Raw genomic sequence first — 26,167 nt, 5'->3', positions numbered from 1 at the left:
CACCTGCTGCGCCGTCGTGGGGCTCTCGTGGCTGTGGGGAGGTCAGTCCGCGCGGCGGGCGAGGTCGCGCTGCTCGTAGACCAGACGAAGCAGCCAGAAACGAAAGAAGCGCTGCAGTGCGGACACGACGTACAGCGCCGCCCCCACGACGGCGAGCCCGACCCCGAACAGGGCCAGGACGAGCATCTCCATCTGGTCCCGCAGATCGCTCGCGGCCCCGGTGCCACGGAAGCAGAGAAGCACCACCACCGCCGCGGCCAGGCACATCAGGAGGCCGAGCGTTCCGGCCAGCTTGTCGCGACTGCCGAGGCCTCCGGTCGCCCGCAGCCGCTCCAGCTCCTGCTGGAAGTCACCCCGGGTCTGCGCACTCATCAGGTCGTTCCCTCCGTGGCTGTCGAGATCTGTCGTGGTCATCGGATGCTCCTGTCGTTGCCGTTCACGTGTGGGTGCGGGGTAGCCGGAGGGAGTGGAGCCGCTCCGGGCTCCGGCGATGACCCCGCGCCACCCAGATAGAACTCGACCAGCTCACCAGAGAGGTCGCTGGGGGTGCCACTGGCCACCACTCGGCCGTGGGCGAGGACGACGGCCTTGTCGGCCACGCCGAGGATGTCGTGCACGAACTGCTCGACCAGCACGATCGTGCTGCCCGCCCGCGCCAGGTCGGCGACGTGTTCGTACAGCATCGCCACGATCTGCGGGGCGAGTCCCATCGAGAGCTCGTCGACGACGATCAGTGGCCGCTGCAGCACCACGGCGCGGGCCAGTGCCAGCATCTGCTGCTCACCGCCCGACATCGTCCCGGCGAGCTGCTGACGGCGCTCCCCCAGCCGCGGGAAGACGCTGAAGGCGAGGTCCTGCAGGCGCCGCGACTCACGGCGGTCGCGCGCCAGCAGCCGCAGGTGCTCGGCGACGGTCAGCCGCGGAAACACTCCTCTGCCCTCGGGCACGGTGGCGACGCCGGCGCGGGCCAGCCGGTCCGGAGACGCGCCGGTGACATCGACACCGGAGATCAGCACCTGCCCGCTGCGGGGCTTCAGCTCACCCGAGATGACGCGCACCAGGCTGGTCTTCCCGGCGCCGTTCGCGCCGAGGATCCCGACCACCTCACCGGGACGGACGTCCAGCGAGACACCGTGCAGAACCGGGATGTGGCCGTAGGAGGCGTGCAGGTCGCGCACGGACAGCAGCGGGGCGGCACTCATCGCCGACCTCCCTCAGCCGTGCCCAGGTACGCCGCCTGGACCGCCGGACTACTGCGCACCTCGTCGGGCGATCCGACGGCGGCCACCTCGCCGTGATCCAGCATCACCACCGTGTCGGACAGGCCCATCACGAAGGACATGTCGTGCTCGACGAGTGCGATGGTCAGGCCGTCGGCTGCGAGCTCGCGCAGCAGGTCCGCCATGGCGGAGGTCTCGTTCTCGTCCAGGCCCGACGCGGCCTCGTCCAGCAGGAGCAGGCGTGGCCCTGTCGCCAACGCGCGGCCGAGCTCGACCAGCCGCTGTGTTCCGGTCGGCAGATTGTCGACCAGGACGTCACCGACGTCGTCGAGTCCCAGACGCTCACTGAGCTGCCGGGCGACGTGCTGAGGCCGCACACTGCGATCCCAGCGCCGGCGCGACTCGGCTCCGACCAGGATGTTCTCCCGGGCACTCAGCGTCCCGAACACCTCCAGGCGCTGGAACGTCCGAGCCAGGCCGAGTCGGGCACGTCGCTGTGGAGATGCCGCGGTGACGTCCCGCCCGCCGAGCGACACCCGTCCCTGGTTGGGCCGCTGGATGCCGGCGACGACGTTGAACAGCGTTGTCTTGCCGGCCCCGTTGGGTCCGATCAGGCCGGTGATCGTGCCAGCCGCCGCCGACAGCGAGACCGCGTTGACAGCCTTCAGCCCGCCGAAGGCCACCGTGACCGACTCGACCCTGAGGAGGTCCTCGCCTCGACCGGTCATCCGCCCCGCACCTCCACCTTCAGCTCGCGTTCCATCCCGATCACGTCGATCGGCCGGATCTGCACCGTGATGCCTCCGCGCAGGTCGGCGACGTCCGCACCGGGACCGCCGGCCCCGAACGGGTCGAGCAGACCCTGCCTGCGCTCGGCGAGCACCGTCGCGACGATGCCGCCGGCGACGGCGGCCAGCACGACCACCGCACAGGCGATACCGCCCGGCAGCCCCAGCCAGGCGGCGGCGAACGCCGTCACCACACCTGAGAGAACGGTCACCCCGCCGCGGACCGGATGGCGACGAAACAGGTCGCACACCAGGGGGATCTGTCCCCGCGGCATGTCGATCAACGCCAGGACCGCGAGCCCGGGTGCCAACAGCTCGAGCGAGCTGGAGAACGAGCCCGGGGCCCAGTCGTGCACCATCGTGGTGAACAGCACCGCGACCAGGGCCGAGGCCATCGGGGCACTGACCGTGCCGACCCCCATCACCATCATGGACAGCACCAGCGTGAGTCCGAGGATCATCGGGAACTGCTCGACGGCCGCGAACCGGGCGCCCTGGGCGTACAGCCCGCCACCGATGCCGGCGATCAAACCGGTCAAACCGAACACGGTCGCCTTGGTCCACGTCGACCGGATGCCCACACACGCCGCCGCGACCTCGCTGTCGCGCAGCGCCACCAGCCGTCGGCCGTAGGAACGACGCCGCAGAGCCGTCAGCGACAAGGCGATGACGAGGTACCAGAGGGCCGCGTAGACCAGGAACGCGCGAGGCTCGGTCAGGTCGATCCCGGCGAGGGTCAGCTCGTCGAGCCGGCGCTGGTTGCCGAGCACCTCCGGCTGCTGCAGGACCAGGGCGCCCACGACCACGGCGAGCGCGACGGAGCACAGGGCCATGTAGAGGCCGTCGAGACGCAGTGCGGGCAGGGCCAGGACCATCGCGATGAGCCCGGTCGCCATTCCGCCCAGGAACAGGTCGGTCACCGACCCGCCGGCCCAGAGGCTGACGAACGCACCGACTCCGGCCAGCGCGAGCGGCGCCAGGAACGGGATCCCGGCCCAGCCCATCAGCGGCACCATCCCGAGTAGCACGACCGCGAGCGCCACGCCGCTGGAGAGCCGGCTGACCGCCACGTTGCTGGCGGTCATCGCCATCACGCCGGCGAGCACCAGCCAGACCGTGGACCACACGCCGACGGTGCGCGGCGAGGGGAGCCGCTCCACCGGGAAGCTGCGCAACACGCGCCCGGTCGGCAGCGCCGCCTGCGGCAGCACGAAGAGGACCACGAAGAGTGCGATCAGCGGCAGGTTGGAGGGCACCCCGACCCAGCGGCCCTCGAAGTTCAAGAACATCGTCGAGAAGGTCATCGTCAGCCCCAGGAGGAGCGCACCGCAGTAGGCCATGCCGAGACTGCGCAGCCGGCCGAAGACCGCCGCGGCGAAGGAGTTGATGACGAGCAGGCTCAAGGTGTCGACGCTCATGTTGCCCACCTCGGGGGCGATCAGGATCCCGGCCGTCGCCGCGGTCACCGCACCGATCACCCACGCCAGGGAGGAGATCCGCGCTGGGCTGATCCCGTTGAGCGCGGCCAGGTGCTCGTTGTCGACCGATGCGCGCATCGCGATGCCGAGCCAGGTGCCCCGCAACAGCAGGTGGAGTCCGATCGCGAGAGCGATGGCGACGCTCAAGGTGATCAGCCGGGACCAGGTCAGCATGACGCCGGCGATCTCGATCCCGCCGATGCCGCCGATGGGCTGCGTCGGGTAGGAGTTCTGCGGGCTCCAGATCAACCTGGCCAGACCCATCAGCGCGACCATCAGGCCCACGGTCCCGACCAGCCGCATCATCACCGGGGCATGCTTGAGCCGCCGCATCAGCCCGGCGTCGAGGATCAGTCCGATCGCGGGAGCCACGACTCCGATCACCAGCACCAACGACAGCCAGAGCGGGAGGCCGCGGTTGACGTTGATCTCCCAGAACACGAAGGCACAGAACATCCCGATCGCACCGTGCGCGAGGTTGAAGATCCCCGTCGCCGAGTGCACCACGACCAGGCCTGCCGCGTTGATCGCGTAGATGCCGGCGATCGGCAGGCTGAAGACGAGGAGTTGGAGGAGGCTCTCCCCCGTCACCGGGGTGCCGGCCCAGGTCTGGTGGACCACGAGGGCCAGCACCCCGGCGAGGAGTGCAACAGGGATGCCCCTGCTGGCAAGACTGCGCATGAGGCGACCTAGCCCTTGAACGCCGTCGCCGGATCGATGACCACGCGGCCGAGGTCACCGCAGTGGAACTCGCCCTCGGCCTCGGGGAAGGCGCGCTCCCACTTGCCGTCGTCGGTCAGCTCCACGAAGACGTTGCAGACCGTCGCCTCCTTCGCCGACGGGGTGGTCTTCGCGATCATCCCGTCATTGGTGAAGTCGGTGATTCCGTCGAGCTGCTCGAGCAGGGCCGCTCGGGTGAGGCCGTTGACGCCGTCGGCCTCGACCACGCGGTTGACCGCCTCCTCGAAGAGTCGGCCGTCCGACCAGGCCAACGCGGCGAACAGGTTGTGCGTCTTGACCTTCTCCGTGAAGGTCCCGAGCTCCTCGTTGCCCTCGGCCTCCTCGAAGGGCAGGTGCGACAGCGGGACGACCGTGCCCGGGCCGACCTCGCCGGCCGCGTCGACGAAGGCGGGGTCGTAGCAGGCCGTGCACAGCCAGTGCTCGACACTCTTCACGCCCTGCGCGACGGCTTCCTGGCGCAGCTGGATGAAGCCCGGGAAGGGGGCGCCCCACATCACGAACTGGGACTCGTCATCCTTCAGTGCGGTGGCCCGCGGGGTGTACTCCGCGCTGGTGTCGGTCGACTTGGCACCGATCATCCGGTCGATCTTCATCCCGCCGTTCGCCATCACCTCGAACACGGCGACGGAGGTCGCCAGCGTGCTGACGTTGTCCGCGGAGACGCCGAACATGCCGTGGGTCTCCCCACCGGCTTCCGCCTGGAGGTAGTCCGAGATCGCGGTGGCACCGGTCAGCTCACGCTTCCCCTCCTTGGCGGGGCACGGGTCGCCCGAAGGACCGAACAGGAAGTACGTCGTGTCGTTGCAGTACTGGTTGGCGAACAGTCCGAGGGTCTGCAGCTGCGGCTGCCCGGTCTCGCTGCCCGCCTGGTCCTTGCACTCGGCGAGTGGACGGGAGTCCGCTGCGGCGAGCATCGTGTCGCCGACGCTGGCGAAGGCGCTCTCGCACGAGGAGACCATCGCGTTGCGCGACTCGGTGGGGTCCATCTTGCTGTCGTAGGTCTTCACCTCCACCTGTCGACAGGCCAGACCGCCGTTGGCGTTGACCTCGGCGGCCCAGGCCTCGACGGCATCCACCGATCCGCTGGCCAGACCGGGGGCGGCCGGGGCGCCCGTGTCAGCCGAGACCTGCACGACGATGGCCTTGTCGGTGACGCCGATCTCGGTCGACTCCAACTCGGCGTCGACACACTCGGGGCTGACCTCGGCCGCGCCCGCAGTTCCGCCGTCGCCGATGTCGTTCCCGTCATTGCGCTCCCCCGAGCCGCAGGCGCTGAGGATGAGAGCCGCCGCCATTCCCACAACGGCAGGTCTCGTCAGTGCTCGAATCATGGTTCTCCTTAGTCAGGGTCGGACTGGGCGATCCGGCGGATCGCCCGAGGGTCCCGAGAACCGGCCGGCGAGGGCCGAGGTCAGGCGGACGGCGGCGGGGTGAAGCGGTGGCCCCAGAACGCGCCCTCGGTGATGGCGTAGACGGGCTGCCGGGTCTCGACGCGCTCGCCGTCGAAGCCGAGCTCGACGTGGTGACCTTCGGGCGAGTAGACGTAGAACGACACCATCCGGTCGTTCGTGTGCCTGCCCAGGGACTGCATCATCGGAACGTCCATGTGGTGGGCCCGGTCCAGGCCCAGCCCGACGTCGTCGAGGCTGGCCGCCTCGACCATGAAGTGGGCCAGCCCGGGCGCATTTCCCGGCGCGAGTCCGAGCGAGTGCTGGCGCGGGTTGCAGCCGAGGAAGTAGTAGCGGCCCTCGAGCTGCGGGATGTCGAGGACGTTGCGCTCCTCGAAGCCGAGGACGCCGTTGTAGAACTCGAAAGCCTCCTCGCTGTCCAGCACGCTGAGGATCACGTGGCCCAGACCCTGGTCGCCGGTGACGAACCGCGAGACCAGCGGCGTACGGACCGGCTGGTGGTCGTAGACCGGCCCCCAGAACAGCTCGTTGGGGTTGCCGCTGGGGTCCTCGAAGCGGATGAGCCCGGTGACGGCCCGCTCGGCACACTCACCGGGAGTGCCGACCGTGACCGCTCGGCCGGACCGCTCGATCCGGTCGGCGAAGTCAGCGAGGTCCCTGCGGTCCGTGACCTCCCATCCGATGGCACCCAGACCGGGCGCCTCGGAGGGCGACAGGACGAACCTCGCCGGATACTCGTCGATCCGATAGCTCAGCGAACCGGGCGTGGCGCCGTCGACCTCCATGAGGCCGAGGAAGTCGCGCATGAACGGCTGCCAGCGGGACGCATCGGCGATGTCGAGGCGCAGGTAGCCGAGGGAGAGGATGGGCATGGTGCTCCAATCGAGGACGACCGGACCGGCCCGGTCGGGCAGGCGTGGTCGGGGCAGGCGTGGTCGGGCGACTCAGACGGGGTAGCTGACGACACCACCGGTGAGGAAGTCACCGACGGCGGGCATGATCAGGTCGGGAACGTTCATCGCGTGGTGCTGACCGGCGTGCACGTCACGCCACACCTGCTGGAGCACGCTGGTGGCCTGGATCGACCGCGGCCCTCCGGACAGGTACGCACCGTCGGCGGCCGCGACCGCGAGACTGACCGCCATGACGTGGTCCCGCTTGGAGCGGTGCCGCTGCTCCATCGTCACCGGCTGCCCGGCCGCCACGCTGGCGATGATGTCGCCCAGGTTGTGCTGCAGGACCAGCATCGCCAGGTCCGCCTCGGAGTCGGACTGGGCCAGTCGCGCGTGCGTCAGCGGCAGCGGACTCCAAGCGGAGTCCGCGGAGCGCCTCTCACGAAGCGGGGCGACGGCCTCGTCGACGGCCCGCCGCGCCATGCCCACGATCGGGACGACGACCGCGTTGAGGAAGATGCTGTACCACGGGATGGAGAAGAGCGGGCCCGTGTTGACCTCGCGGCCCGGGCAGTCGAGCCGGTAGAGGTCCTCGACGTCCATCGTGCGGTAGTCGGGGACGAAGGCGTCCTCGATGAGGATGTCGTTGCTGCCGGTCCCGGCGAGGCCGGAGGTGTTCCAGACGTCGACCACCTGGTAGTCACTGAGCGGCAGGAGGAAGTGACGGTACTTCGGGGCTCCACCGTCGCCCTCGTCGGCCATGCCGCCCACGAACACCCAGGTGCACTGGTCGCTGCCGGAGGAGAACCCCCACCGACCACTGAGCCGGTACCCGCCGGGTACGGCGACGGCGCGCCCGGCCGGGCCGTAGGACGAGCTGATCCAGGTGTCCGGGTCGTCGCCCCACACCTCGCGCTGCGCGCGGTCGTCGTACAGGCCCAGGTGCCAGGAGTGGATGCCGACCACGCCGGTGACCCAGCCGGCCGAGCTCGACAGCCGGCCGAGCTCGAACAGCGCCTGACTGAACACGCGGGCATCCGCTTCGAAGCCGCCGTACCGGGCCGGCTGGACGAGGCGCATGACGCCGGTGTCGCGCAGCGTCTTGGTGGCCGCAGGGGTCAGCCGGCGCTCGCTGATCGAGTTGATCTCCTCGTCCTGGATCGAGGCGGCTGCGTCGGCGATCCGGTCGAGCACTTCATGCTGGAACACGTGGTTCTCCTAGTCGGGGGTTCAGCGGCTGAGGAAGTCGAGAACGGCGGACTCGAAGTCGGCCTTGCGCTCCACCTGGGCCCAGTGGCCGCAGTCGGAGAGCACGAGAAGGTCTGCCTTCGGGATCCGACGCGTGCCGAAGAAGGCGCCCTCGAGCGGCAGCATCCGGTCGTCACGTCCCCAGATCACCAGCGTCGGGTTGACCAGCTCGGGGAGCCGGAGCAGCAGCGGGAGCTCGTCGGTCGCGTTTCCAAGGGAGCCGAGCACGGCCCGCATCCGCTCGATCGCGCCCGGCGCCTGCGCCATCGCGATCCGCTCCTCGATCAGCTCGTCGGTGATCAGGGCCGGGTCGTGCACCATGCAGTCGACCCAGCGGATCATCGCCTCCCGCGACGGCGCGCTGACGTAGTCGAACAGGCGCCTCGCCCCCTCGGACTTGGGCGGGCTGAAGACCTCGGCGAAGAGCCCACCGGGACCCATCAGCGCCAGGCTGCCGAACCGTTCCGGAGCCGCCAGTGCGGCGGTCAGCGAGACCCAGCCGCCCATCGAGTTGCCGACCAGGTGCGCCTGGTCGATGCCCAGGTCGTCCATGGCCCGGATCAGCGCCTCGGCGGCGTGCTCCGGGTAGGGCCGGGTCAGCTCCAGGTCCGTGCTGGCACCGAAGTTCGGCAGGTCGAAGACGTAGGTGCGGAAGTGCTGCGCGAAGACCGGCAGGTTCTCGGAGAAGTTCGACCAGCCGCTCACGCCGGGGCCGGAGCCGTGCAGCATGATGAGGGCGGGTCCCTCGCCGGCCACGTGGTAGTGCAGCCCGTCCGTGGTGGTCTTCGGCTGGGCTGTCGACTCGTAGGTCAGGGACATGTACGACGCTCTTTCAGGTCTCGATGAGTGGTGCTGGTCGTTGACGAGCCGGTCGATCGGGACGCTAGGTCTCGCCTGTCGCGCTCAGGAACACTTCTTCCCGTTGAGCGGGAGACGCGTTGCCAGGGGGAATCCGGTGGCATCGATCAGGTCACGGGGCGGCCAGGATGAGGCCGCTCGTGGGCACCCCCGTGCCCGCGGTGACGACCACCCGCTCGACCTCTCCCGGCTGGTTCGGCGAGGTGCCGCGGACCAGCCGGACGGCCTCGGCGATGCCGTTCATCCCGTGCAGGTAGGCCTCGCCCAGCTGACCGCCGTGCGTGTTGAGCGGTAGCGATCCGTCGAGGCCGAGATGGCCGTCGGCGATGAAGTCCTTCGCCTCTCCCCTGCCGCAGAATCCGAGCTCCTCCAACTGGGGCAGGACCAGGGGCGTGAAGTGGTCGTAGAGGATGGCCGCCTGCATGTCCTCGGGCCGGAGCCCGCTCTGGCGCCACAGCTGGTCGGCGACCAGTCCCATCTCGGGAATGCCGGAGATGCTCGGCCGGTAGTACGACGTCATCATGTGCTGGTCCGCACCGGAGCCCTGAGCCGCACCGACCACCAGTGCACCCGGATGGCGCAGGTCTCGCGCGCGCTCCGCCGACACCACGACCAGGGCCTGACCGCCGTCGGTCTCCTGACAGCAGTCGAGCAGCCGCAACGGCTCCGCGATCCAGCGTGAGGCCTGATGATCGGCGAGGGTGATGGGACGTTCGTAGAACCAGGCGGCCGGATTCGTGGCCGCGTGCAGGCGGTCGAGGACGGCGATCCTGCCGAAGTCCTCGGTGCTGGCGCCGTACTCGTGCAGGTAGCGACGGGCGAAGATCGCCACCCACTGCGCCGGCGTGGACAGACCGACCGGGGTGAGCCACGAGAAGGCGGCGCGGTCGGCGTCGATCGACATCGCCCGGTCGGCCTGGCCCAGTCCGAAGCGGACTCCGGAGCGCTCGTTGAAGGCACGCCAGCAGACGACCACCTCGGCCAGACCGCTGACGATCGCGGCGACCGCGTGCGCGACGGTCCCGCAGGCGGCCCCACCGCCGTGCGGAACCCGGGAGAAGAAGGTCAGGTCACCGATGCCGGTGTTGCGGGTCAGGTGGATCTCCGCGCTGGTCTCCATCGAGAAGGTGACCATGCCGTCGACGTCACTGGGCTGCAGGCCGGCGTCGTGGATGGCGGCGAGCACCGCCTCGCAGGCGAGGGTCAGCTCACTGCGCCCGGAGGCCTTGGAGAACTCGGTGGCGCCGATGCCGGCGATCGCCGCCCGGCCCGCGAGCCCCGCGTTCACGAGGCCGCCCCCGATCTCGCCGAGGCCGGGAGCTCCACCACGACCGTGCCGCTGAGGTGGGTGCCCGACGAATTCGTCGCCGCGACCCGGACCTCGACGGTGCACTCGTGCACGGCCGTCACCTCGCCGGTCAGGGTCATCGTGTCTCCCGGGTAGTTGGGGGCACCGAGCCGCAACGCCAGACGGCGTACCACCGCCGCGGGTCCGGCCCACTCCGCGACGAAGCGCTCGGCGTAGCCGTTGCTGGTCAGGATGTTCATGAAGATGTCCTTCGATCCCCGTGCCACGGCCAGCTCGGGGTCGTGGTGCACGTCCTGGTAGTCACGGGTCGCCAGCGCCGTACTGACGATCAGGGTCCGGGTGAGGTCGACGGTCAGGGGAGGTAGTGCCTCACCCGGCTGGACGTCGGTGGCGGACCTCGTCGGCCTGAGGCTCATCGCGGGCCTCCGCTCGTGGCCAGCAGCTCGCCGAGCGCGTCGAGCGCGGACGCCGGACCGCCCAGCGTCGTCGCGACCTGGCGGGCGCGCAGGAAGTAGCGATGGATCGGGTAGTCCACGTCGACGCCGATGCCGCCGTGCAGGTGCTGCACCCGGTGCACGACGTCGAGCCCGGCCTGCCCGGACCACCAGCGCGCCACGAGCGCGAGCCGTTCCGCGTCCGGCGTCGCGATCCCCAGCACGGCCTGCCAGCGGGTCCATCGCATCGCCTCGACGTCGATCCAGCAGTCGGCCAGCTGATGCTGGACGGCCTGGAAGCTGCCGAGGGGGCGGCCGAACTGGTGACGCCCGCGTAGGTAGTCGGCCGCGATGGCGACCGCGCCCTGGGCGATGCCGACCTGCAGGGAGGCGAGGGCGACCGCGGCATGGCGCAGCACGTCGGCGACCGCACCGTCCCCGGGCTCCCCGACCGGCTCCGCGCCGACCCGGTCGAGGACCAGCTCGGAGACCAGGTCGTTCGCGGTGTCGCGCGCCGTCGACCAGGTCACCCGGCCGCCCGCGACGTCCGAGGCGTTCGTGACCGGAAGATCCGCGCCGGGAGCGGCGAGGAGGAAGAGGCCGGGGCCGTCCGGGGTGGTGGCGCACACGAGCACCCGCGCGGAGCCGCCCAGGCCGGGAACCGCGGCCCAGGTCCCGCTGACCCGCCACCGCCCGGCGACGAGCTCCGCACGGCAGGCGGACGCCCCCGCATATCCCTCGACCGCCAGGGCGAGCCGGGCGGTCCCGGTGGCGATGCCGGGCAGCAGGCCCTCGCGTTGCCCGGGACTCCCGTGTCGGGCCAGGGCCATCGCGGCGACCGACGCCGACCACAGCGGCACGGGTGCGACCTGCCGGCCCTGCTCCTCCAGCACCACCGCCAGGGCACCGAGGCCGAGCCCGGCCCCGCCGTACTCCTCGGGGAGCATCACCCCGAGCAGCCCGGCCTCGGCCATCGTCGACCACAACCGGGCGTCCAGCTCCGCGTCGCTGCGCTCGTGGACGGCCAGCCTCTCGGGGGAGGCTTCGCGGGCGAACAGATCGTGCGCCAGGGCGCGTAGCGCCGCGTGGTCCTCGTCGAGCTCGAAGTCCATCAGTCCTCACCTTCGGTCATGGGGGTGGCAGGTCCGAAGACCGGCAACGAGAGCTCGGGGTCGACATCGAGCCAGGTCATGCGCAGGTCCATCCCGATCTCGAGGTCACGTCCGGCGGGATCGAGGTTCGCCACCAGCCGGGTGCCTTCCTCCAGCTCCACCAGGCCGATGACCAGCGGATAGTCGAAGGCGGGGTGGCGCGGGTGCTGAGCGACGGTCCAGCTGTAGAGGGTCGCCCGCCCGGTCGCCACGACGACATCGCTGGAGAACGAGCCGCAGGCCGCGCAACCCGGGCCTGGAGGATGTCTCAGCACCTGACAGTCCGCGCAGCACTGGATCAGCAGCCGGTGCTCGCGTGCTGCGTCGAACCAGAACTGGTTGTCCAGGTTCACCGCGGGACGCGGGCGCAGTGCGCGCGGGGGCTCGACCTCGCGTGGCCGGAATCGGAAGGTGCGCCACAGCTGCGTCGCGACCACCGTGCCCGCACCGTCCCGGTAGGTCTTGCGCGTGGTGACGAAGCGTCCCTCGCCCAGCCCCGTGCTCTTCTCCGGCGAGATCGACTCGACGACCTCCTCGCAGGCGACCTCGTCGCCGGGCACGAGCTCACGGACGAACTCGAAGTCCGAGTCGGTCGCCACCACGGAGGTGTAGCCACCCTCGTCCAGCAGCGCCGTCAGCTGTTCGAAGGGCCCGGTCTCCTGCGCGCGGCGCATGGTTCCGGCGTACCCGCGCATGACGAAGGCCTGGATCATCGACGCCGGAGCCACCACGTCGGTCCGCCCCGTCGCGCGTGCCATCGCACGGTCCAGGTGGACCGGGCTTCGCAGCCCCAGAGCCTCGACCCACTGTCGGATCATCGGCACGTTGACCGGGTCCTGCGCTGCCCGGGGCTCGCCGAGCGCTCTGCCCACCCATCCTTGGAGGAGGTCCTCGTAGGCGGCGGTCATCGTCGACTCCGCGGCATGCCCAAGGCCTGCTGGGCGATCATGTCGCGCAGCACTTCGTTCACGCCGCCGCCGAAGGTGTTCACGATGCCCTGTCGGGCGACCTGCTCGACCTGACCGTGCATCGGTGCACCGTCGGCGCCCGGGCGCAGCCGGCCGGCCGCACCCAGCACCTGGGTCAGGGACCGCTGGACCGCGAGGTGGGTCTCGGTCCCGTAGACCTTCGCGGTGGCCGCGAGCTCCCCGGTCAGCGCGTCGGCGCCGACGGCTGCGGCGAGGCGCCAGTTGATCAGGCGCATCGCCTCCAGCCGCGCGTGGGACCGCGCCAGCTCGTGGCGCACCCACGGGAGCTCGGCGGTGCCGTTGTCGCGGGCCCACGACAACGTCGACTCCCAGAGCTGGGTCGTCCGTCCACCGAGCGCGGCCAGGGCCACCCGTTCGTGGTTGAGCTGGGCGGTGATCAGCTGCCAGCCTCCGTTGAGCTCGCCGACCAGCGCCTCGGCTCCGACCCGGATGCCGTCGTACCGGGTCGTGGTGACGCCGAGCCCGCCGACGGCTCGGATCGGAGCCCAGCTGAAGCCGGGATCGGTGCACGGGACGATCAGGATGGAGAGGCCCCGGTGCCGCGGCAGGTCCGGGTCGGTACGACACGCGAGCCAGACGTAGTCGGCGGTGTTGCCGCCCGTCGTGAAGACCTTGGCCCCGTCGACCACATAGCCCTCGCCGTCGACCGTCGCCCGCGTGCGCAGGGCCGCCAGGTCGGTGCCGGCATCGGCCTCGGTGTAGCCGATCGCGAAGACGATCTCGCCACGCAGGATCCCCGGGAGGAAGAGCTCGCGCTGCTCGTCCGTGCCGTAGCGCATCAGGGTCGGTCCCACGGTGTTGACCGTGACGAGCGGGAACGGCGCTCCGGCGCGCTGGACCTCGTCGTAGAAGACGAACTGCTCCTCCGCACCCAGACCGCGGCCGCCGTACTCGACGGGCCAGCCGACGCCGAGCCACCCGTCGGCCCCCAGCCGCCGCACGATCTCGCGGAAGCGTGGGCCACCCGCGCCCTGCTCGCCGGCCTCGCGCAGTTCCTCGGGCGGCATCAGGGCGGCGAAGTACTCCCGCAGCTCCAGGCGCAGCCGTTGCTGGGCGTCCGTCTCGTTCAGGTTCACGGCGTGAACAGTAGACACGTGTAAACCATCTGTCTATAGCCTGCTCGAACAGACTAGGCTTCGGCCATGGATGCCCCCGGCCAGGTCGTACAGCAGGTCCTCTCCCCGGCGCGTGCCGCGACCCGGGCCCGCTTGATCCAGGCGACCATCGACCTGGCCGCCGAAGACGGCTACGACGCCGTCACCATCCGTCAGATCGCTGCCCGGGCCGGGGTCTCCACCCCGACGGCGTACCAGCACGCCAGCTCCAAGGACCAGCTGCTCCTCGAGGCGCTGATGGAGCTGGGGCGGCGCTCCACGGCGCAGGTTCGTGAGCATCCGCCACAGGCCGGAAGCGCCGCCGAGCGCCTGATCGGCGTGTTCGACCGGATCCTGCGGCAGGCCGCGGCGAAGCCGCGGCTCTACCACGCCCTCTACCGCGGGTACGTCGGAAGCACCGGCGCGATGATCAGCTCGGACACCGTGATCGGGTTCGGCCCCGAGAACGCCGCCTGGATCGGCGAGACGCTCCGGGCTGGCGAGTCCGAGGTCCCGGCGGCGATCGAGAGCACGGCGCGGATCCTCAGCTGCCTGTTCCTCGGCACGATGCTCAACGTCGCCGCCGGGCGACCGGTGGCGGAGGTCATGGAGATCCTCGCCGACGCGGCGCACCGCCTCCTCGACTGAACCGCCTCGTCAGACAGGGGCGAGCGGGAGCAGGTGCCCCCGCTCGTGCCGCGCGAACTCGGCCGACAGTGCGGCACGATCCTGCGGACCGAACTCGCGGTACTCCCTCGCCTCGCGCCCGGCACGCCAGAAGACCCGGTCATCGCAGCACCATGCCGTGGCCACGAGCGGAGCCTTGACGACCTTGTTCGAACCCGTCGTCGGCAGTTGCTCGGCGACGCGGACGAACAGCGGCAGCTCCTTGGCACCCAGGTCCGGCTGCGCGGCGAGGTAGGCGAGGAAGTCCTCGCCGTCGAACGACCGGCCCTCGGCGAGCTGGACCGCGATCATCAGCGCGTCCCCGGACCGCGCATCCGGGATCCCGAAGGCAGCAGCGCTCACGACGTCGGGATGACGTTCCACGATCCGCTCCACGGTCAGGGCCGAGATGTTCTCCCCGTCGACCCGCAGCCAGTCGCCGCGCCGCCCGCCGAAGTGGAGGAACCCACCCTCGTCGACGTAGCCCAGGTCACCGGTCCACACCCAGCCGTGGTGCAGCCGGGCCGCGGTTGCCTCCGGGTCGTTGTAGTAGCCCTCGAAGCTGGCCGCACCCGCCCGATCGACGATCTCGCCGACCGCCTGCTCGGGATTGAGCACCCGACCCGTCGCGTCGACGACCGCGCGGGGACACTCCTCCAGGGTCTCCGGATCGATCACCGCCACCTGGGGGGCGGGACGCCCCAGGGCGGTCTCCGGAGCCGCCGGGTCGCGCAGCACCAGGCCACTGGACTCCGTGGACCCGTATCCCTCGATCAGCTCGCAGCCGAAGCGCTCGCGGAAGCGGTGTCGATCGTGACTCGAGGCCTCCGTGCCGAAGGCCCGCACCAGTTCGTTGTCCAGGTCGTCGGCGCGTTCGGGGGTCGCCAGCACGTAGGCGATGGCCTTTCCGACGTAGGTGAAGTAGGTGACCCCGAAGTCACGGACGTCGTCGATGAAGCGGGAGGCGGAGAACTTGCCGGTCAGCACCACGGTGGCGCCCACCGCCAGCGCCGGCGCCCACAGAGCCATCAGGGCATTGCCGTGGAACAGCGGCATGCAGGCGAGACACACGTCGTCGCGGCCGACCCCGTCGCGCCGGCTGGCCGCGAGGCCACGCTGTGCCAACCTGCCCTGCGAGCAGCGCACCGCCTTGGACCGGCCGGTCGTTCCCGAGGTGAACAGCAACAGCAGCAACCTGTCCGGATCCACGGACCCGGACACCGGCAACGGCGTGCCGCGGTGCGGTGCGAGCTTCGCGGCGTAGTCGGCTTCACCGACGACCAGGACGCGCACGCCGCCCGCCTCCAGCTCGGGCAGCGGCAGTCTGGCGAGCCCGGCTCGGTCGGTGACGACGATGCGGCAGTCCGTACGACGGATCTCGTCGTCCAGCTGCTCGGTGCGGCGGGTCTTGTTCAGTCCCACGATCGCGAAGCCGCCCAGCGCGGCCGCCCCCACCCAGAGGAGGTACTCGGGGTCGTTGTCCAGGTAGACCCCGATATGAGGCGGACCCGCGGAGATCAGCTCCCGGGCGAGGCCGGTGCGCGCGATGCTCTCCGCGACGACCTCCGCCCAGGTCCAGTCCCGCTCGCGGGTACGCAGACCGAGATGGGAGTCCGCTGCTCGCGCGAGCAGGAGGTCCGCGACCGTGACCACCGAAGGGGCCGGCTCCACGCGGGTGATCGATGACATCTGACGTTCTCCATTCGAGGGGCGCAAGGACGTTGGTCGAGAACACGTGAGGGACAACCCGCCCTCCCGCTGAGCGAACGCCCGGGGCGGCAGCTGATCGACCGTTCACCGGGAGGTTTCCTGGATAGCTCGCGAGCGACCGCCCTAGCCTCGCCGCGATCGAAACTCAGCGCAGGGAGGACCAAAGAGATGAGCCGTACCGCAGTAGACGAGCCGGAGCCGGCCGTGATCGACGCATTGGACATGCGGCGAGCCATGGGCCTGTTCGCCAGCGGGGTCACGATCGTCACGGGAATGGACGACGAAGACCCGGTGGGCTTCGCGTGCCAGTCCTTCGCATCCGTGTCCCTCGATCCCCCGCTGGTCCTGATCTGCGCGGACCACCGGGGCCGCAGCTGGCCGCGGATCCGCACGAGCGGCCGGTTCACGATCAACGTTCTCGGCGAGGACCAGCGCGATCTCTGCAACCGCTTCGGGTCCGCCTCGGGCACGCGCTTCACCGAGCTCGCCTGGGACCGATCGCGCTGGAACACCCCGTCGCTGCCCGGCGTACTGCTGCGGATCCACGCCGCAGTGGACGACGTCCGTCCCGCCGGCGATCACGACGTCATCATCGGCAGGGTCCTCGAGCTGGAGTCGCTGCGCAGCTGTCGCCCCCTGCTCTTCTACCGCGGCCTGTTCGAGCTTCCCGGCTCCTCGAGTCCCGCGAGCCCGCAGGCCTGGGATGGCGACTGGGGTTGGGGTTCGCGCTGGGGCTGAGCCGGGCAGGCCGCTCCCCCGGCTGGACGCAGTCCACACGGCTGCGCCCAGCCGGCCTGGGCAGAACTAAGCCGTGTCTCCAAAGTCGGATTCGCCTGCTGCGCGGACTTCAGAGACACGGCCTTGGAGCCTAGAACGAGTTGGGGTCCGCGATCACCGACTCCGGCACCGGGTGGCGGTAGAGCCGCGACGCGTTCTCCCAGGTGACCTTGCGGATCTGCTCGGCGGGCAGCCCTCCGACAGAGTCCTGCACGACGGCCTGGGTGCGCGGCCACAGCGAGTCCGAGTGCGGGTAGTCCTCCTCGACCATCACGTGGTCGACACCGATCCGGTCGATGAGCGCGAACGACGAGGGGTCCTCGACCGCACAGAAGTAGAAGTTGCGCTGCAGCACCTCGGCCGGGGTCAGGTCGATCCCGTCCCAGGTGCCGTACATCTGGTGGTACGTCGACATGTGGTCGAGCCGGTCCAGCAGAGCCGGCACCCACCCGATCCCGCCCTCGGACATGCAGATCTTCAGATCCGGGAACCGCACGGGGAGTCGCGAGTACAACCAGTCCACCGTCGCGTGGATCGCGTAGGCGAAGAACAGCACCCCGACGACGTCCGGCGGCGCGTCCTCCGACGTCGAGGGCGAGGTGCCCGAGGACCCGATGTGCAGGTTGATGACCGTCCCGGTCTCCTCGCACGCCCGCATGATCGGGTCCCAGTGACCACTGTGCATCGAGGGGAAGCCCTGCAGGTGCGGCGCCTCGGAGAAGGTGACCGACTTGAAGCCGCGCTCGGCGTTCCGGTAGATCTCCTGCGCGCCGATCTCGGGGTCCAGCATGAAGGGCAGCTGGCACGGGATCATCCGGTCGGGGTAGGCCCCGGACCACTCCTCGATGTTCCATTGGTTCCACGCCCGCACCGCCGCCAGGGCGAGCTCGGGGTCCTTGGTCGTCTGCTGCAGTCGCACCCCACCGAAGCCGGCCAGGAACGAGGGGAAGCAGAGCGAGGCGTACACGCCGCTGAGGTCCATGTCCTTGACCCGGTGGTGGATGTCCCAGGCGCCCCGGCGCATGTCGGTGAACCGGGCCGGCTCAAAGCTCCACTCGTCGATGGGACGACCCACCACGGCGTTGAACCCGACGTTGGGCAGCTCCTGACCGTCGTAGATCCACACGTCGGCGCCGTCCTTGTCGACGACCTTGGGCGCCTGCTCGACGTACTTGGCCGGCATCCGGCCCTCGAACGCGTTCGGCGGCTCGACCATGTGGTCGTCCACCGAGATCAACGGGAACTTGCGATCTGCCTTGTCCGGCTCGGGAAGGAACGTGACCTTGCCCTTCACCGCGTTGGTGAAGCTCGTGTTCTTGCTCAGCTCTTCGATGCTTGCCATGCGCATTTTCTCCTGTCGATCATTCGGATGAGGCGCCGCCCGGGAGTCAGCGCGCCAAGAACTGGGCCACCAGCTGGTTGAACTCGTCTGGCTGCTCCTGATGGGCGCGCTGAGCGCAACCCGCCATCACGTGCAGGTCGCCTCGCGGTATCCGGCGGGCGCCGTGCAGGACGCTGTCGAGCGGGAAATCGACGTTCTCGCGGCCCCAGAGCAACAGCGAGCGCTGGTGGACCTGTCGCGAGTGACTCCACAGGGGCGGATCGCTCTCGGCACCCTCGAAGCTTCGTCGTACGGCGCGCAGTCGCGCGATCGCGCCGACCTGCATGGCCCTGGCGAGCTCGTCCTCGACCATCTTGTCGGTGATGGAGGCCGGATCCGCGAACTGGGTCTCCAGCCACTCCAGCATCTTCAGCGACGAGGGGCGGGCGAGGAAGGCAGAGAGCTTGCGGACGCCCTCACTGGTGCGAAGCCCATCGTCGCCGGCCACCAGGGTGCCGGGCGCCGCGAGGACGAGACGATCGACCAGCGCCGGGACGTCGAGCGCTGCCTGGAGGGCGACCCACCCGCCGAGGGAGAGCCCGAGGACGTCCGCGTGCGCGACACCCAGGGCCTCGAGAGTCACCTGGAGACGCTCCACGGCTTCGCGGGTGTAGCAGTCGGTGACGGGAAGGTCCGCGGACGCCCCGAAGCCGGGCAGGTCCAGCAGGAGCACGCGGTGCCGGGCAGCGAACGCGTCGACCTGAGCTGCGAACTCGGTGCGCGAGTCGATGCCGGGAGCGAATCCGTGCAACATGACCAGGGTGGGACCCTCGCCTGCTTCGAATCCCCCGAGGCCGCCCGGAACGGCGCGAATCTCCGCGGCGGGCGCGTACGGGATCTCCCTCATGACCTTCCCTTCCGGCCGCCGCAAGGCGACCTCGCGCCCTCGATGTGGCGACGGACACAACTTAGGCAGAATTGCGATCTCGATCAAGATCTTTCAGAGGATTATTTTGCTATGAGACCCGACCTTGCCCGCTCTGACCGGACCAGTTACGTCGGATTGGTCGGCCGAACGGGCCATCGGCGCCCTTGCCTCTATCTGGAATGTGATGTAGATCTTTCATATCATTCACGTCAGAACGAGGTTCGATGCTACCCGCGCCACAGATCGCCTTCCTCAGCCTGTCCCGGGCCCGCACGCCGTCGATGCACAGCGCGATCAACCAGTGGCACCAACTGGACCACCGACCGGAGAATCTCGCCCTCCAGGGCCTGGCCTGGGGCGAGCGTTTCGTCCTGACTCCGACCTCGGCGGCCCAGGCTGTGCGCCGCGAGGAGTTCTCGGACTTCCACTACGCCACGTTCTACTGGTTCGACGAGCCGCACGTCGACAGCATCGGGACCTGGGCCGAGCTCGCCGAGCAGTCCTTCCGTGAGGGTCGCCGGCCCGACGTGTCGCTCGTGGACCGCGCCTACATGGACTTCTTCCGCCTCGTGGGCACGGCGACGTCGCCGGACATCCGCCTCAGCGAGCGTGCCCTGGTCCACCGACCCGGCACCGGCATGCTGATGCTGGCCACGTCCGTTCCCACGGCGCAGGCCAGGGAGGAGTTGCACCGGCGCTTCGCGTGGGAGCTCGAGGAGCTGCTGCCGGCGTTGGCCGGGATACCGGGCGTCGCCGGCGCCTGGTGCCTGCAGAACGACACCTCACTGGCACCCTCGTCCTGGGCCGCGCGCGAAGCCGCGCAGGGCACCGGAGGCGACCGGATCGTGCGCCTGGTCATGGTGCGGACCGAGATCGAACCACCGACCGTCGTGCTCGACCGGCTCCGGTCCGACGAGTACGCCGCTGCCCTGCAGCCGCCGGTGACCCTGCCGGGACGGATCGACTTCCACGGGTCCCTCGAGACGATCCTCCCCTGGCAGTGGGACTGGTTCGACACGATCTAACGACCCTCGGGCGCGGGACCCGGCCCGTCACAGGTCGATCCGCGCAGCGTCATCCTGCTGCCCGGCGGTCGATGGCCTGGAGGTCGCCTCACCATCGACCGCCGGAGCGTGCCCCTGATCAGGCCGCCGGGCCACTGCCCTCGATGGCCGGGTCCCCCCACGAGTGGGGCTCGCGCGAGAACACCTCCTGGAGCATCGGCAGGAAGAAGCTCAGCGGCAGCGAGTCGTAGTCGGGATCGAAGGAGGGCGCGTCCCACGCTGCGCAGAAGTGTGCGCAGCTGTCGAAGTACGGCGAGTCGCGATACCGCTCCCGCGAGTCGGTCGGGATGCCCATCGCCGCCCCGTAGTGGTAGGTCTGGAAGACCCCGTGGTGCTTGACGACCCAGACCGATTCCTCGTCGAGGAAGGGGCGAAGGATGGCGGCGGCCACCTCACTGTGGTTGTCGGGCGACAGGTCGTCGCCGATGTCGTGAAGCAGTGCAGCGATCACCAGGTCGGTCCGGGCGCCCTCCCGGTGCGCGCGTGTCGCGCTCTGCAGCGAGTGCGTGTAGCGGTCGACCCGATAGCCGTAGGTGTGGCCCCTCATCGCCTCGAGCTGCTTCACCAGGTTGGGAACGAGGTTCTCCTTCCGGTGTCGCTCGGCCTCGCGGGCGATCAGCTTGATCTCCTCGGCCGTTGCGGCGTCCATCGTGGTGAAGCTGACGACGTCGATACTCATGCTGACTCCTTCGGTCGTTTCGTCTGTCGTGCACATCTCATGGGCGCAAAGCCCGCGGCATCGGCGTGGGCACCGAGGCAAGAAGGTCGCGGGTGTAGGGGTCGGCGGGGTTGCGCAGCACCCGGGCCACGGGGCCCTGCTCGACGATGCGGCCGCTCTTCATGACGATCACGTCGTCGGCGATCACCTCGACCAGGGCCAGGTGGTGCGTGATGAACAGCAGGGCCAGGCCGAGCTCGCGCTGCATCTCGGCCAGGAGCCCGAGCACCTGGGCCTGAACGGAGACGTCGAGCGCCGCTGTCGGCTCGTCGCAGACCACGAAGTCGGGCTCGACGATCAGCGCCCGCGCGATGGCGACGCGCTGCAGCTGCCCGCCCGACAGCTCGGAGGGATGCCGGCGACCGAACTGCGACGTCAGGCCGACGCGGTCGAGCATCTCGGCCGCCTTCTGCAGCCGTTGGGAGGGCGAGCCCAGCTCGTGGACGATGAGTGGCTCCGCGACCGAGTCGGCGATGGTCATCCGTGGATTCAGGCAACTGTAGGGGTCCTGGAAGACCATCTGCATCCGCCGCCGAAGCGCGCGCAGCTGAGCCGCCGACTGGAGGCGCAGGTCGATCCCGTCGAAGGTGATCTCACCACGATCGGGCTCGATCAGCCTGAGCACCAGTCGACCGACAGTGGACTTCCCCGCTCCCGATTCTCCGACGACAGCGATCGAGCGGCCCTTCGGCAGGGTGAAGGAGACGTCATCGACCGCCGGGAGGATCGAGGGCGCTCGGCGCCCCACCAGCCGGCGACTCCGGGAGAACGTCTTTCCGAGACCACGTACCTCTAGAAGGTTCGTCATCGCCTGATGCCCTCCAGCTTCAGGTCCGCAGCGCGATGGCAGCGCACATCTCGTGCAGCTCCCACGCCGTCCAGCTGGGGGTGGGCCGACCGGCACTTGCCGGCGTCGGCGTAGGCACACCGCGCTGCGAAGCGACACTCGTCCCCGTGCGAACCCGCAGCAGGGATCGTCCCCGGGATCGATCGGAGCTGTTCCCCCCGGCCCAGGACCGGGATCGAGCCGAGAAGACCCTCGGTGTACGGATGACGGGGCGTGAGGAACAGGTCCGTGATCGCCCCGTGCTCGACGACCTCGCCGGCGTACATCACCACCACCCGGTCGGCGACGTCGGCGACGACGCCCAGGTCATGGCTGATGAAGAGCACAGCGAGGTCGCTGACGCGCTGGATCTCCTGCAGCAGCTCGAGCACCCGCGCCTGCACCGTGACGTCGAGGGCCGTGGTCGGCTCGTCCGCGATCAGCAGAGCAGGGTTGCTGCACAGTGCGGCGGCGATCGACAGACGCTGGGCCATGCCCCCGCTGAACTGGTGCGGGTAGTCGCGGCTGCGACGTTCTGCCTCCGGGATGCCGACGGCCTCGAGCATCTCGATGGCCTTCTGCCATGCCGTTCGTCGGCTGAGCCCCAGATGAACTCGTGCCACCTCGGCAACCTGCTCGCCCGCTGTGAAGGCCGGGTTGAGGCTCCGCATCGGGTTCTGGAAGATCATCGAGATCTCACGGCCCCGCAGCTGCCGCAGCTCGCGCTCGGGCAGGCCGACGAGCTCGCGCCCGCGGAACCTGATCGAGCCCTCGACGATGCGTCCACCCTTGCGACCGGCGAGACCCAGCACGGCCGTGGCGGACACCGTCTTGCCTGATCCGGACTCACCGACCAGCGCGATGGTCTCGCCCCGGTCGAGGGTGAAGCTGACGTCCTCGACGACCCGGGTCCAGGTCCTCCCGGTGCGGTACTCGAGGGTGAGGCCCTCGACCTCGAGAAGTGGTGCAGCTGAGTCCACGGACCGCTCACTCATCGGACGTCTTCCTTCCGGTAGCCACCAGGGACCTCCGAATGCCTTCCCCGATCAAGGAGAAGGAGAGGACGACGGTGAAGATCAGGATTCCGGGCAGCCAGACCAAGTTGGGCGCGAGCGTCATGGTCTGTGCCGCGGTGCTCAGCATGGATCCCCAGCTAGCGGTGGGTGCCTCGACTCCGAGTCCGAGGAAGCTGAGGCTCGCCTCGGCACTCACCGCAACTCCCAGAGCAACCGAGACCTGGACCAGAATCGCCGGCACGACGTTCGGGAGCACGTGTTTGAACACCACCCGGCTGGGCTTGCAGCCGATCGAGATCGAGGACTCGATGAAGGTCTCCCCCATGACCTCGTGGGTCGCGGCCCTGGTGACACGGAAGAACTGGGGAGCGAAGATCAGCCCGATGGCGGCCATGGCGTTGGTCAGGCCCGGGCCGAGGACGGCGACGATGGTGAGCGCGAGGATCAGACCGGGAATGCTCATCAGGCCGTCGAAGACACGGGACAGCACCGAGTCGAGCAGTCCCCCGCGGAAGCCTGCGAGCAGGCCGGAGGAGACGCCGATCAGCACGCTCACCCCGACGGCCACCGCAGCCGCCTCGAGGGTCACCCGGGTGCCGAACACGAGCCTGCTGAAGACGTCGCGCCCGTAGCCGTCGGTACCGAACCAGTGCTCTCCCGACCATGGCTGGAAGCGCTGCATCAACTGCTGCGCATCGGGATCGTGCGTGGCCAGCACCGGCGCGAAGATCGCCGTTAGCACGATCACCGTCAGGTAGAGCGCCGCGACGCTCGCCAGCGGCTCCCGACGGACGACCGCTCCCACGCGAGTCATCACTCCTTTGCCCTGGCGGGGCGGGGCTGTCGTGCGACTCATACTCGGACCTTGGGGTTGAAGTAGCCGTAGGAGATGTCGACCACCAGGTTGATCAGCAACACGATCAGCGTCGTGAAGGCGACCAGTCCCAGCAGGACCGGAATGTCTCGCGACAGGACGCTGGTGACGGCGAGCCGTCCGATGCCGGGCAGGTCGAAGACGCTCTCGATGGCGACCGTGCCACCGAGCACCTGCGCGAACCGGTAGGCGAAGACGGTGGTGACCGGCACCGCTGCGTTCTTGGCGGCGTGCTTTCCGAGCACCCGAGGCCGCGAGAGCCCTCGGGACTCCGCGTTGGTGATGTAGTCGAGCTTCAGCACGGTGGTCATCGCCTGACGGAACTGCATGGCCACCTCGGCCATGGGCAGGAGCGAGAGCGCAATGGCCGGCAGCAGCAGATGAGAGAGCCACGGCCAGATCCCGGCTGACAGCGGCTCGTAGCCGATGGCAGGCAGCCAGCGCGCCTGCACCGAGAAGAGCATCACCAGCACGAGGGCCACCCAGAAGGGAGGCAGAGCGATGGCCGCGGAAGCGCAGGCGGTGATCAGCCGATCGGCTGCGCGCCCGTGCTGGAGCGCGGCCACCAGGCCGGCCGCCAGCCCGACGACCAGCGTGATGGTCATCGCGACGACGACGAGGGAGAGGGTGGTGGGCAGGCGGTCACCGATGGCCTCGGTGACCGCCTGTCCGTTGGTCAGCGACGCACCCAGGTCTGCCTGCACGGCGTCGACCAGCCACCCCCAGTAACGCGTGAGCAGTGGATCGTCGAGCCCGAGGCTGGCCCGAATCTGGGCGATGCGCTCGGCCGTGGGGTTCTCTCCCGCGATCGCCGCGGCCGGATCGCCCGGCGCGAGGTCGACGAGGACGAACACACAGAAGGTCACTGCCACCAGGATCGGCAGCGCCACCGCGAGTCGTCGAAGTGCGTATCTGGTCATGGGCTACTCAGTTCCTCACCGACCGGGGCAGGCTCACTTGACCTTGGCGACGTTGCGGTAGTTGGGGAAGCCGCTCCGCACCCAGGGAAGGTTCGGCACGTTGGTGACGTCCTTCGATCGGACCCAGACCTGCTCACCGCGGACGATCGGCGTCCACATGTGGTTCTCCGCCATGACGTTCCAGATCTCGCGGTACTTGGTCGCACGGTCCTCGAGGGTCTTCGTCGGGTCGGCGGCCTCCGCCGGAAGGTTGCCGAGAACGTCGCCGAAGCCACGGCTGGCCGCGAATCCGTCGGTGACGTAGTAGGTCAGGGACGAAGCCGGGTCAGGTCCGGGCGAGGCGTTGACGACCTGGGCGTCGATCTCGCCGCGCCGGTACATGTCGTCGATCTGCGCGAACGGGATCGACTGCAGGTTGACCTTGATGCCGACGTTCCCCAGCTGGGTCTGGAGCGCCTGCGCGACGGACTCCGCCGTACTGCCGGTCGCCGCGGCGATGCTGATCTCGGCTCCGCCGACGTCAGCAACGAGCTTCTTCGCCGCGGCGGCGTCGAACTTCGCGGCAGCGTCGAAGTCCGGGTCGGCCGCCCAGTAGTCCTCGGGGTAGAACTGGGTGGCCTCGGACGCGTTGCCCGCGAACAGACCCTCGACGATCTCGGTGCGGTCGACCGCCTGGGCGAGGGCCTGTCGCACCTCCGGCTTGACGAGATCGCCGCGCTCGGCGTTGATCATCAGCACCACCGGCGTGATCTGGGAGATCTTGTCGCCCTGGACCGCGCCCTGCTCGACCAGGGCGAGCGCCTCCTGCACGGGGGACGAGCCGGAGATCTGGGCCACGTCGATGGCGCCGGTCTGGACACCGTTGAGGCGCGCGGCCTGGTCGGTGACCGAGCGGACGACCAGGGTCTTGGCGTACGCGGTGTCGTCGTTCCAGTAGCTGTCGCTGCGCTCGAAGGTGACCTGCTCCCCCGTCTTGACCTCGACGGGGACGTAGGGGCCCGACCCGGCCGTATCCGGGTCGAGGGCGAGCTCGTCGGCACGCTCGGCGATCGCCTTGGGGCTGACCATCATCCCCGCGTTGAGCGCGAAGGTGGCCGGCAGGTCCGCACCGAGGCCGGGCGCGAGGTCGAGCCGGACCGTGTAGTCGTCCTCGACGACGACGTCCTCGATCGAGGCGAGGGGAGCGGCGAGGCCGCTCCCGGGCGTGGACTTTCCGCGCTCGATGTTCGCCTTCACGACGCTGGCGTCGAACGTGGCTCCGTCGTGGAAGGTCACGTCGTCACGCAGCTTCAGGGTGAGACTCGAACCGTCCGCGGCGAACTCCCACGACGTGGCCAGCATCGGCTGCACCTGGTAGTTGGCGTCCATCTGGGTGAGGGAGTCGTAGATCAGGAAGGTGAAGGTGTTCTCGCCGATGTTGGTCTGCTTGACCGGGTCGAGGGCCGAGAACGGAGACGGCGTGCCGACCGTGATCGTCGCCTCGCGGTCATAGGTCGAGGGGTCCGCGGAACTCCCCTCGCCGCCGCCCCCGGAGCCGCCCTCCGAGCCCGAGCCACACGCGGCCAACGGCACCAGGAGCCCCATAGCGGCGACCGCCATCGAGGTCCGCCTCGCCCACCGGCCCACACCAAGTCTGCGCGTCACGTCTTCACCCTTCCGTCTGCCCTGCACCTGGGGGCGCAGAGGTCGTTGCTGACCCGTTCGGACTCGATTTCGGACCGCGAATGCGTCCTAG

At 69.7% G+C, this 26,167-nt stretch carries 25 protein-coding genes; 3 read left to right on the top strand and 22 right to left on the bottom strand.

Annotated elements, in window-relative coordinates:
• Positions 1-42: 42 nt before the first annotated feature.
• From MUB56_RS08800 to MUB56_RS08740, 13 genes are all read right to left on the bottom strand, one after another.
• Complete coding sequence (locus MUB56_RS08800) at positions 43-414, bottom strand: hypothetical protein (protein WP_244931524.1); 372 nt, start codon at positions 412-414, stop codon at positions 43-45.
• Complete coding sequence (locus MUB56_RS08795; RefSeq protein WP_244931523.1) at positions 411-1,202, bottom strand: ABC transporter ATP-binding protein; 792 nt, start codon at positions 1,200-1,202, stop codon at positions 411-413. Before MUB56_RS08795 ends, MUB56_RS08800 begins: the two co-directional genes overlap by 4 nt.
• Positions 1,199-1,948: an ABC transporter ATP-binding protein gene (locus MUB56_RS08790; RefSeq protein ID WP_244931522.1), complete on the bottom strand. Its 750-nt coding sequence runs from the start codon at positions 1,946-1,948 to the stop codon at positions 1,199-1,201. The genes MUB56_RS08795 and MUB56_RS08790 overlap by 4 nt, the downstream gene beginning before the upstream one ends.
• Positions 1,945-4,167 (bottom strand): ABC transporter permease, encoded by a 2,223-nt coding sequence (locus tag MUB56_RS08785; protein WP_244931521.1) that lies wholly within the window; start codon positions 4,165-4,167, stop codon positions 1,945-1,947. Before MUB56_RS08785 ends, MUB56_RS08790 begins: the two co-directional genes overlap by 4 nt.
• A gap of 8 nt (positions 4,168-4,175) precedes the next feature.
• Positions 4,176-5,522, bottom strand: a complete 1,347-nt coding sequence (locus MUB56_RS08780; RefSeq protein ID WP_244931520.1) for an ABC transporter substrate-binding protein — start codon at positions 5,520-5,522, stop codon at positions 4,176-4,178.
• A 116-nt stretch (positions 5,523-5,638) separates the two neighbouring features.
• Positions 5,639-6,508, bottom strand: coding sequence for a VOC family protein (locus tag MUB56_RS08775; protein ID WP_244931519.1), 870 nt, complete (start codon positions 6,506-6,508; stop codon positions 5,639-5,641).
• A gap of 72 nt (positions 6,509-6,580) precedes the next feature.
• The gene (locus MUB56_RS08770; RefSeq protein WP_244931518.1) at positions 6,581-7,738 is read right to left on the bottom strand and encodes a flavin-dependent monooxygenase; all 1,158 of its coding nucleotides are present in this window, start codon (positions 7,736-7,738) and stop codon (positions 6,581-6,583) included.
• A gap of 21 nt (positions 7,739-7,759) precedes the next feature.
• Positions 7,760-8,596: an alpha/beta fold hydrolase gene (locus tag MUB56_RS08765; RefSeq protein WP_244931517.1), complete on the bottom strand. Its 837-nt coding sequence runs from the start codon at positions 8,594-8,596 to the stop codon at positions 7,760-7,762.
• Positions 8,597-8,747: 151 nt separating this feature from the next.
• Positions 8,748-9,923 carry a lipid-transfer protein gene (locus tag MUB56_RS08760; protein ID WP_244931516.1) on the bottom strand — a complete coding sequence of 392 codons (1,176 nt, stop codon included), beginning with the start codon at positions 9,921-9,923 and terminating at the stop codon, positions 8,748-8,750.
• Positions 9,920-10,360: a MaoC family dehydratase gene (locus MUB56_RS08755; RefSeq protein ID WP_244931515.1), complete on the bottom strand. Its 441-nt coding sequence runs from the start codon at positions 10,358-10,360 to the stop codon at positions 9,920-9,922. Before MUB56_RS08755 ends, MUB56_RS08760 begins: the two co-directional genes overlap by 4 nt.
• Positions 10,357-11,490, bottom strand: a complete 1,134-nt coding sequence (locus MUB56_RS08750) for an acyl-CoA dehydrogenase family protein (RefSeq protein WP_244931514.1) — start codon at positions 11,488-11,490, stop codon at positions 10,357-10,359. The genes MUB56_RS08755 and MUB56_RS08750 overlap by 4 nt, the downstream gene beginning before the upstream one ends.
• Positions 11,490-12,437 (bottom strand): MaoC family dehydratase N-terminal domain-containing protein, encoded by a 948-nt coding sequence (locus tag MUB56_RS08745; RefSeq protein ID WP_244931513.1) that lies wholly within the window; start codon positions 12,435-12,437, stop codon positions 11,490-11,492. The genes MUB56_RS08750 and MUB56_RS08745 overlap by 1 nt, the downstream gene beginning before the upstream one ends.
• The gene (locus MUB56_RS08740) at positions 12,434-13,594 is read right to left on the bottom strand and encodes an acyl-CoA dehydrogenase family protein (protein ID WP_244931512.1); all 1,161 of its coding nucleotides are present in this window, start codon (positions 13,592-13,594) and stop codon (positions 12,434-12,436) included. The genes MUB56_RS08745 and MUB56_RS08740 overlap by 4 nt, the downstream gene beginning before the upstream one ends.
• 66 nt (positions 13,595-13,660) lie before the next feature.
• Between MUB56_RS08740 and MUB56_RS08735 the strand changes: the two genes are divergently transcribed.
• Positions 13,661-14,260, top strand: coding sequence for a TetR/AcrR family transcriptional regulator (locus tag MUB56_RS08735; protein WP_244931511.1), 600 nt, complete (start codon positions 13,661-13,663; stop codon positions 14,258-14,260).
• A 9-nt stretch (positions 14,261-14,269) separates the two neighbouring features.
• Here the strand turns inward: MUB56_RS08735 and MUB56_RS08730 are convergent, their stop codons facing one another.
• Positions 14,270-15,967, bottom strand: a complete 1,698-nt coding sequence (locus MUB56_RS08730) for an AMP-binding protein (RefSeq protein ID WP_244931510.1) — start codon at positions 15,965-15,967, stop codon at positions 14,270-14,272.
• Positions 15,968-16,156: 189 nt separating this feature from the next.
• On the opposite strand from MUB56_RS08730, the gene MUB56_RS08725 reads away from it, so the two are divergent.
• On the top strand, positions 16,157-16,726 hold the full coding sequence (locus MUB56_RS08725) for a flavin reductase family protein (protein ID WP_244931509.1): 570 nt from the start codon (positions 16,157-16,159) through the stop codon (positions 16,724-16,726).
• Positions 16,727-16,856: 130 nt separating this feature from the next.
• On the opposite strand, the gene MUB56_RS08720 is transcribed toward MUB56_RS08725, so the two are convergent.
• Both MUB56_RS08720 and MUB56_RS08715 read right to left on the bottom strand, forming a co-directional pair.
• Positions 16,857-18,107, bottom strand: a complete 1,251-nt coding sequence (locus MUB56_RS08720) for an amidohydrolase family protein (RefSeq protein ID WP_244931508.1) — start codon at positions 18,105-18,107, stop codon at positions 16,857-16,859.
• Positions 18,108-18,153: 46 nt separating this feature from the next.
• Positions 18,154-18,993 (bottom strand): alpha/beta fold hydrolase, encoded by an 840-nt coding sequence (locus MUB56_RS08715; RefSeq protein WP_244931507.1) that lies wholly within the window; start codon positions 18,991-18,993, stop codon positions 18,154-18,156.
• A gap of 245 nt (positions 18,994-19,238) precedes the next feature.
• Between MUB56_RS08715 and MUB56_RS08710 the strand changes: the two genes are divergently transcribed.
• Positions 19,239-20,039, top strand: coding sequence for a hypothetical protein (locus tag MUB56_RS08710; protein WP_244931506.1), 801 nt, complete (start codon positions 19,239-19,241; stop codon positions 20,037-20,039).
• A 118-nt stretch (positions 20,040-20,157) separates the two neighbouring features.
• On the opposite strand, the gene MUB56_RS08705 is transcribed toward MUB56_RS08710, so the two are convergent.
• From MUB56_RS08705 to MUB56_RS08680, 6 genes are read right to left on the bottom strand one after another with little or no spacing between them, the layout of a single operon-like run.
• Positions 20,158-20,757 carry an HD domain-containing protein gene (locus MUB56_RS08705; RefSeq protein WP_244931505.1) on the bottom strand — a complete coding sequence of 200 codons (600 nt, stop codon included), beginning with the start codon at positions 20,755-20,757 and terminating at the stop codon, positions 20,158-20,160.
• Positions 20,758-20,794: 37 nt separating this feature from the next.
• Complete coding sequence (locus tag MUB56_RS08700) at positions 20,795-21,604, bottom strand: ATP-binding cassette domain-containing protein (RefSeq protein WP_244931504.1); 810 nt, start codon at positions 21,602-21,604, stop codon at positions 20,795-20,797.
• A complete protein-coding gene (locus MUB56_RS08695; RefSeq protein WP_244931503.1) occupies positions 21,601-22,617 on the bottom strand; it encodes an ABC transporter ATP-binding protein in 1,017 nt (338 codons plus the stop codon). Before MUB56_RS08695 ends, MUB56_RS08700 begins: the two co-directional genes overlap by 4 nt.
• Complete coding sequence (locus MUB56_RS08690) at positions 22,610-23,443, bottom strand: ABC transporter permease (RefSeq protein WP_244931502.1); 834 nt, start codon at positions 23,441-23,443, stop codon at positions 22,610-22,612. The genes MUB56_RS08695 and MUB56_RS08690 overlap by 8 nt, the downstream gene beginning before the upstream one ends.
• 47 nt (positions 23,444-23,490) lie before the next feature.
• On the bottom strand, positions 23,491-24,432 hold the full coding sequence (locus MUB56_RS08685) for an ABC transporter permease (RefSeq protein WP_244931501.1): 942 nt from the start codon (positions 24,430-24,432) through the stop codon (positions 23,491-23,493).
• 33 nt (positions 24,433-24,465) lie between these two features.
• Positions 24,466-26,031: an ABC transporter substrate-binding protein gene (locus MUB56_RS08680; RefSeq protein ID WP_244931500.1), complete on the bottom strand. Its 1,566-nt coding sequence runs from the start codon at positions 26,029-26,031 to the stop codon at positions 24,466-24,468.
• Positions 26,032-26,167: the final 136 nt, after the last annotated feature.

This window comes from Nocardioides sp. W7 (assembly GCF_022919075.1).
In the GTDB taxonomy this organism is placed as follows: Bacteria; Actinomycetota; Actinomycetes; order Propionibacteriales; family Nocardioidaceae; genus Nocardioides.
Note: the sequence above shows the minus strand (reverse complement) of the source record. Positions and strands in the feature narration are given on the sequence as shown.

Coding starts and splice junctions, on each gene's coding strand:
- MUB56_RS08800 (WP_244931524.1), bottom strand. CDS start 414: ATGACCACGACAGATCTCGACAGCCACGGAGGGAACGACCTGATGAGT.
- MUB56_RS08795 (WP_244931523.1), bottom strand. CDS start 1,202: ATGAGTGCCGCCCCGCTGCTGTCCGTGCGCGACCTGCACGCCTCCTAC.
- MUB56_RS08790 (WP_244931522.1), bottom strand. CDS start 1,948: ATGACCGGTCGAGGCGAGGACCTCCTCAGGGTCGAGTCGGTCACGGTG.
- MUB56_RS08785 (WP_244931521.1), bottom strand. CDS start 4,167: ATGCGCAGTCTTGCCAGCAGGGGCATCCCTGTTGCACTCCTCGCCGGG.
- MUB56_RS08780 (WP_244931520.1), bottom strand. CDS start 5,522: ATGGCGGCGGCTCTCATCCTCAGCGCCTGCGGCTCGGGGGAGCGCAAT.
- MUB56_RS08775 (WP_244931519.1), bottom strand. CDS start 6,508: ATGCCCATCCTCTCCCTCGGCTACCTGCGCCTCGACATCGCCGATGCG.
- MUB56_RS08765 (WP_244931517.1), bottom strand. CDS start 8,596: ATGTCCCTGACCTACGAGTCGACAGCCCAGCCGAAGACCACCACGGAC.
- MUB56_RS08755 (WP_244931515.1), bottom strand. CDS start 10,360: ATGAGCCTCAGGCCGACGAGGTCCGCCACCGACGTCCAGCCGGGTGAG.
- MUB56_RS08750 (WP_244931514.1), bottom strand. CDS start 11,490: ATGGACTTCGAGCTCGACGAGGACCACGCGGCGCTACGCGCCCTGGCG.
- MUB56_RS08745 (WP_244931513.1), bottom strand. CDS start 12,437: ATGACCGCCGCCTACGAGGACCTCCTCCAAGGATGGGTGGGCAGAGCG.
- MUB56_RS08735 (WP_244931511.1), top strand. CDS start 13,661: ATGGATGCCCCCGGCCAGGTCGTACAGCAGGTCCTCTCCCCGGCGCGT.
- MUB56_RS08730 (WP_244931510.1), bottom strand. CDS start 15,967: ATGTCATCGATCACCCGCGTGGAGCCGGCCCCTTCGGTGGTCACGGTC.
- MUB56_RS08725 (WP_244931509.1), top strand. CDS start 16,157: ATGAGCCGTACCGCAGTAGACGAGCCGGAGCCGGCCGTGATCGACGCA.
- MUB56_RS08720 (WP_244931508.1), bottom strand. CDS start 18,107: ATGGCAAGCATCGAAGAGCTGAGCAAGAACACGAGCTTCACCAACGCG.
- MUB56_RS08715 (WP_244931507.1), bottom strand. CDS start 18,993: ATGAGGGAGATCCCGTACGCGCCCGCCGCGGAGATTCGCGCCGTTCCG.
- MUB56_RS08710 (WP_244931506.1), top strand. CDS start 19,239: ATGCTACCCGCGCCACAGATCGCCTTCCTCAGCCTGTCCCGGGCCCGC.
- MUB56_RS08705 (WP_244931505.1), bottom strand. CDS start 20,757: ATGAGTATCGACGTCGTCAGCTTCACCACGATGGACGCCGCAACGGCC.
- MUB56_RS08700 (WP_244931504.1), bottom strand. CDS start 21,604: ATGACGAACCTTCTAGAGGTACGTGGTCTCGGAAAGACGTTCTCCCGG.
- MUB56_RS08695 (WP_244931503.1), bottom strand. CDS start 22,617: ATGAGTGAGCGGTCCGTGGACTCAGCTGCACCACTTCTCGAGGTCGAG.
- MUB56_RS08685 (WP_244931501.1), bottom strand. CDS start 24,432: ATGACCAGATACGCACTTCGACGACTCGCGGTGGCGCTGCCGATCCTG.
- MUB56_RS08680 (WP_244931500.1), bottom strand. CDS start 26,031: ATGGCGGTCGCCGCTATGGGGCTCCTGGTGCCGTTGGCCGCGTGTGGC.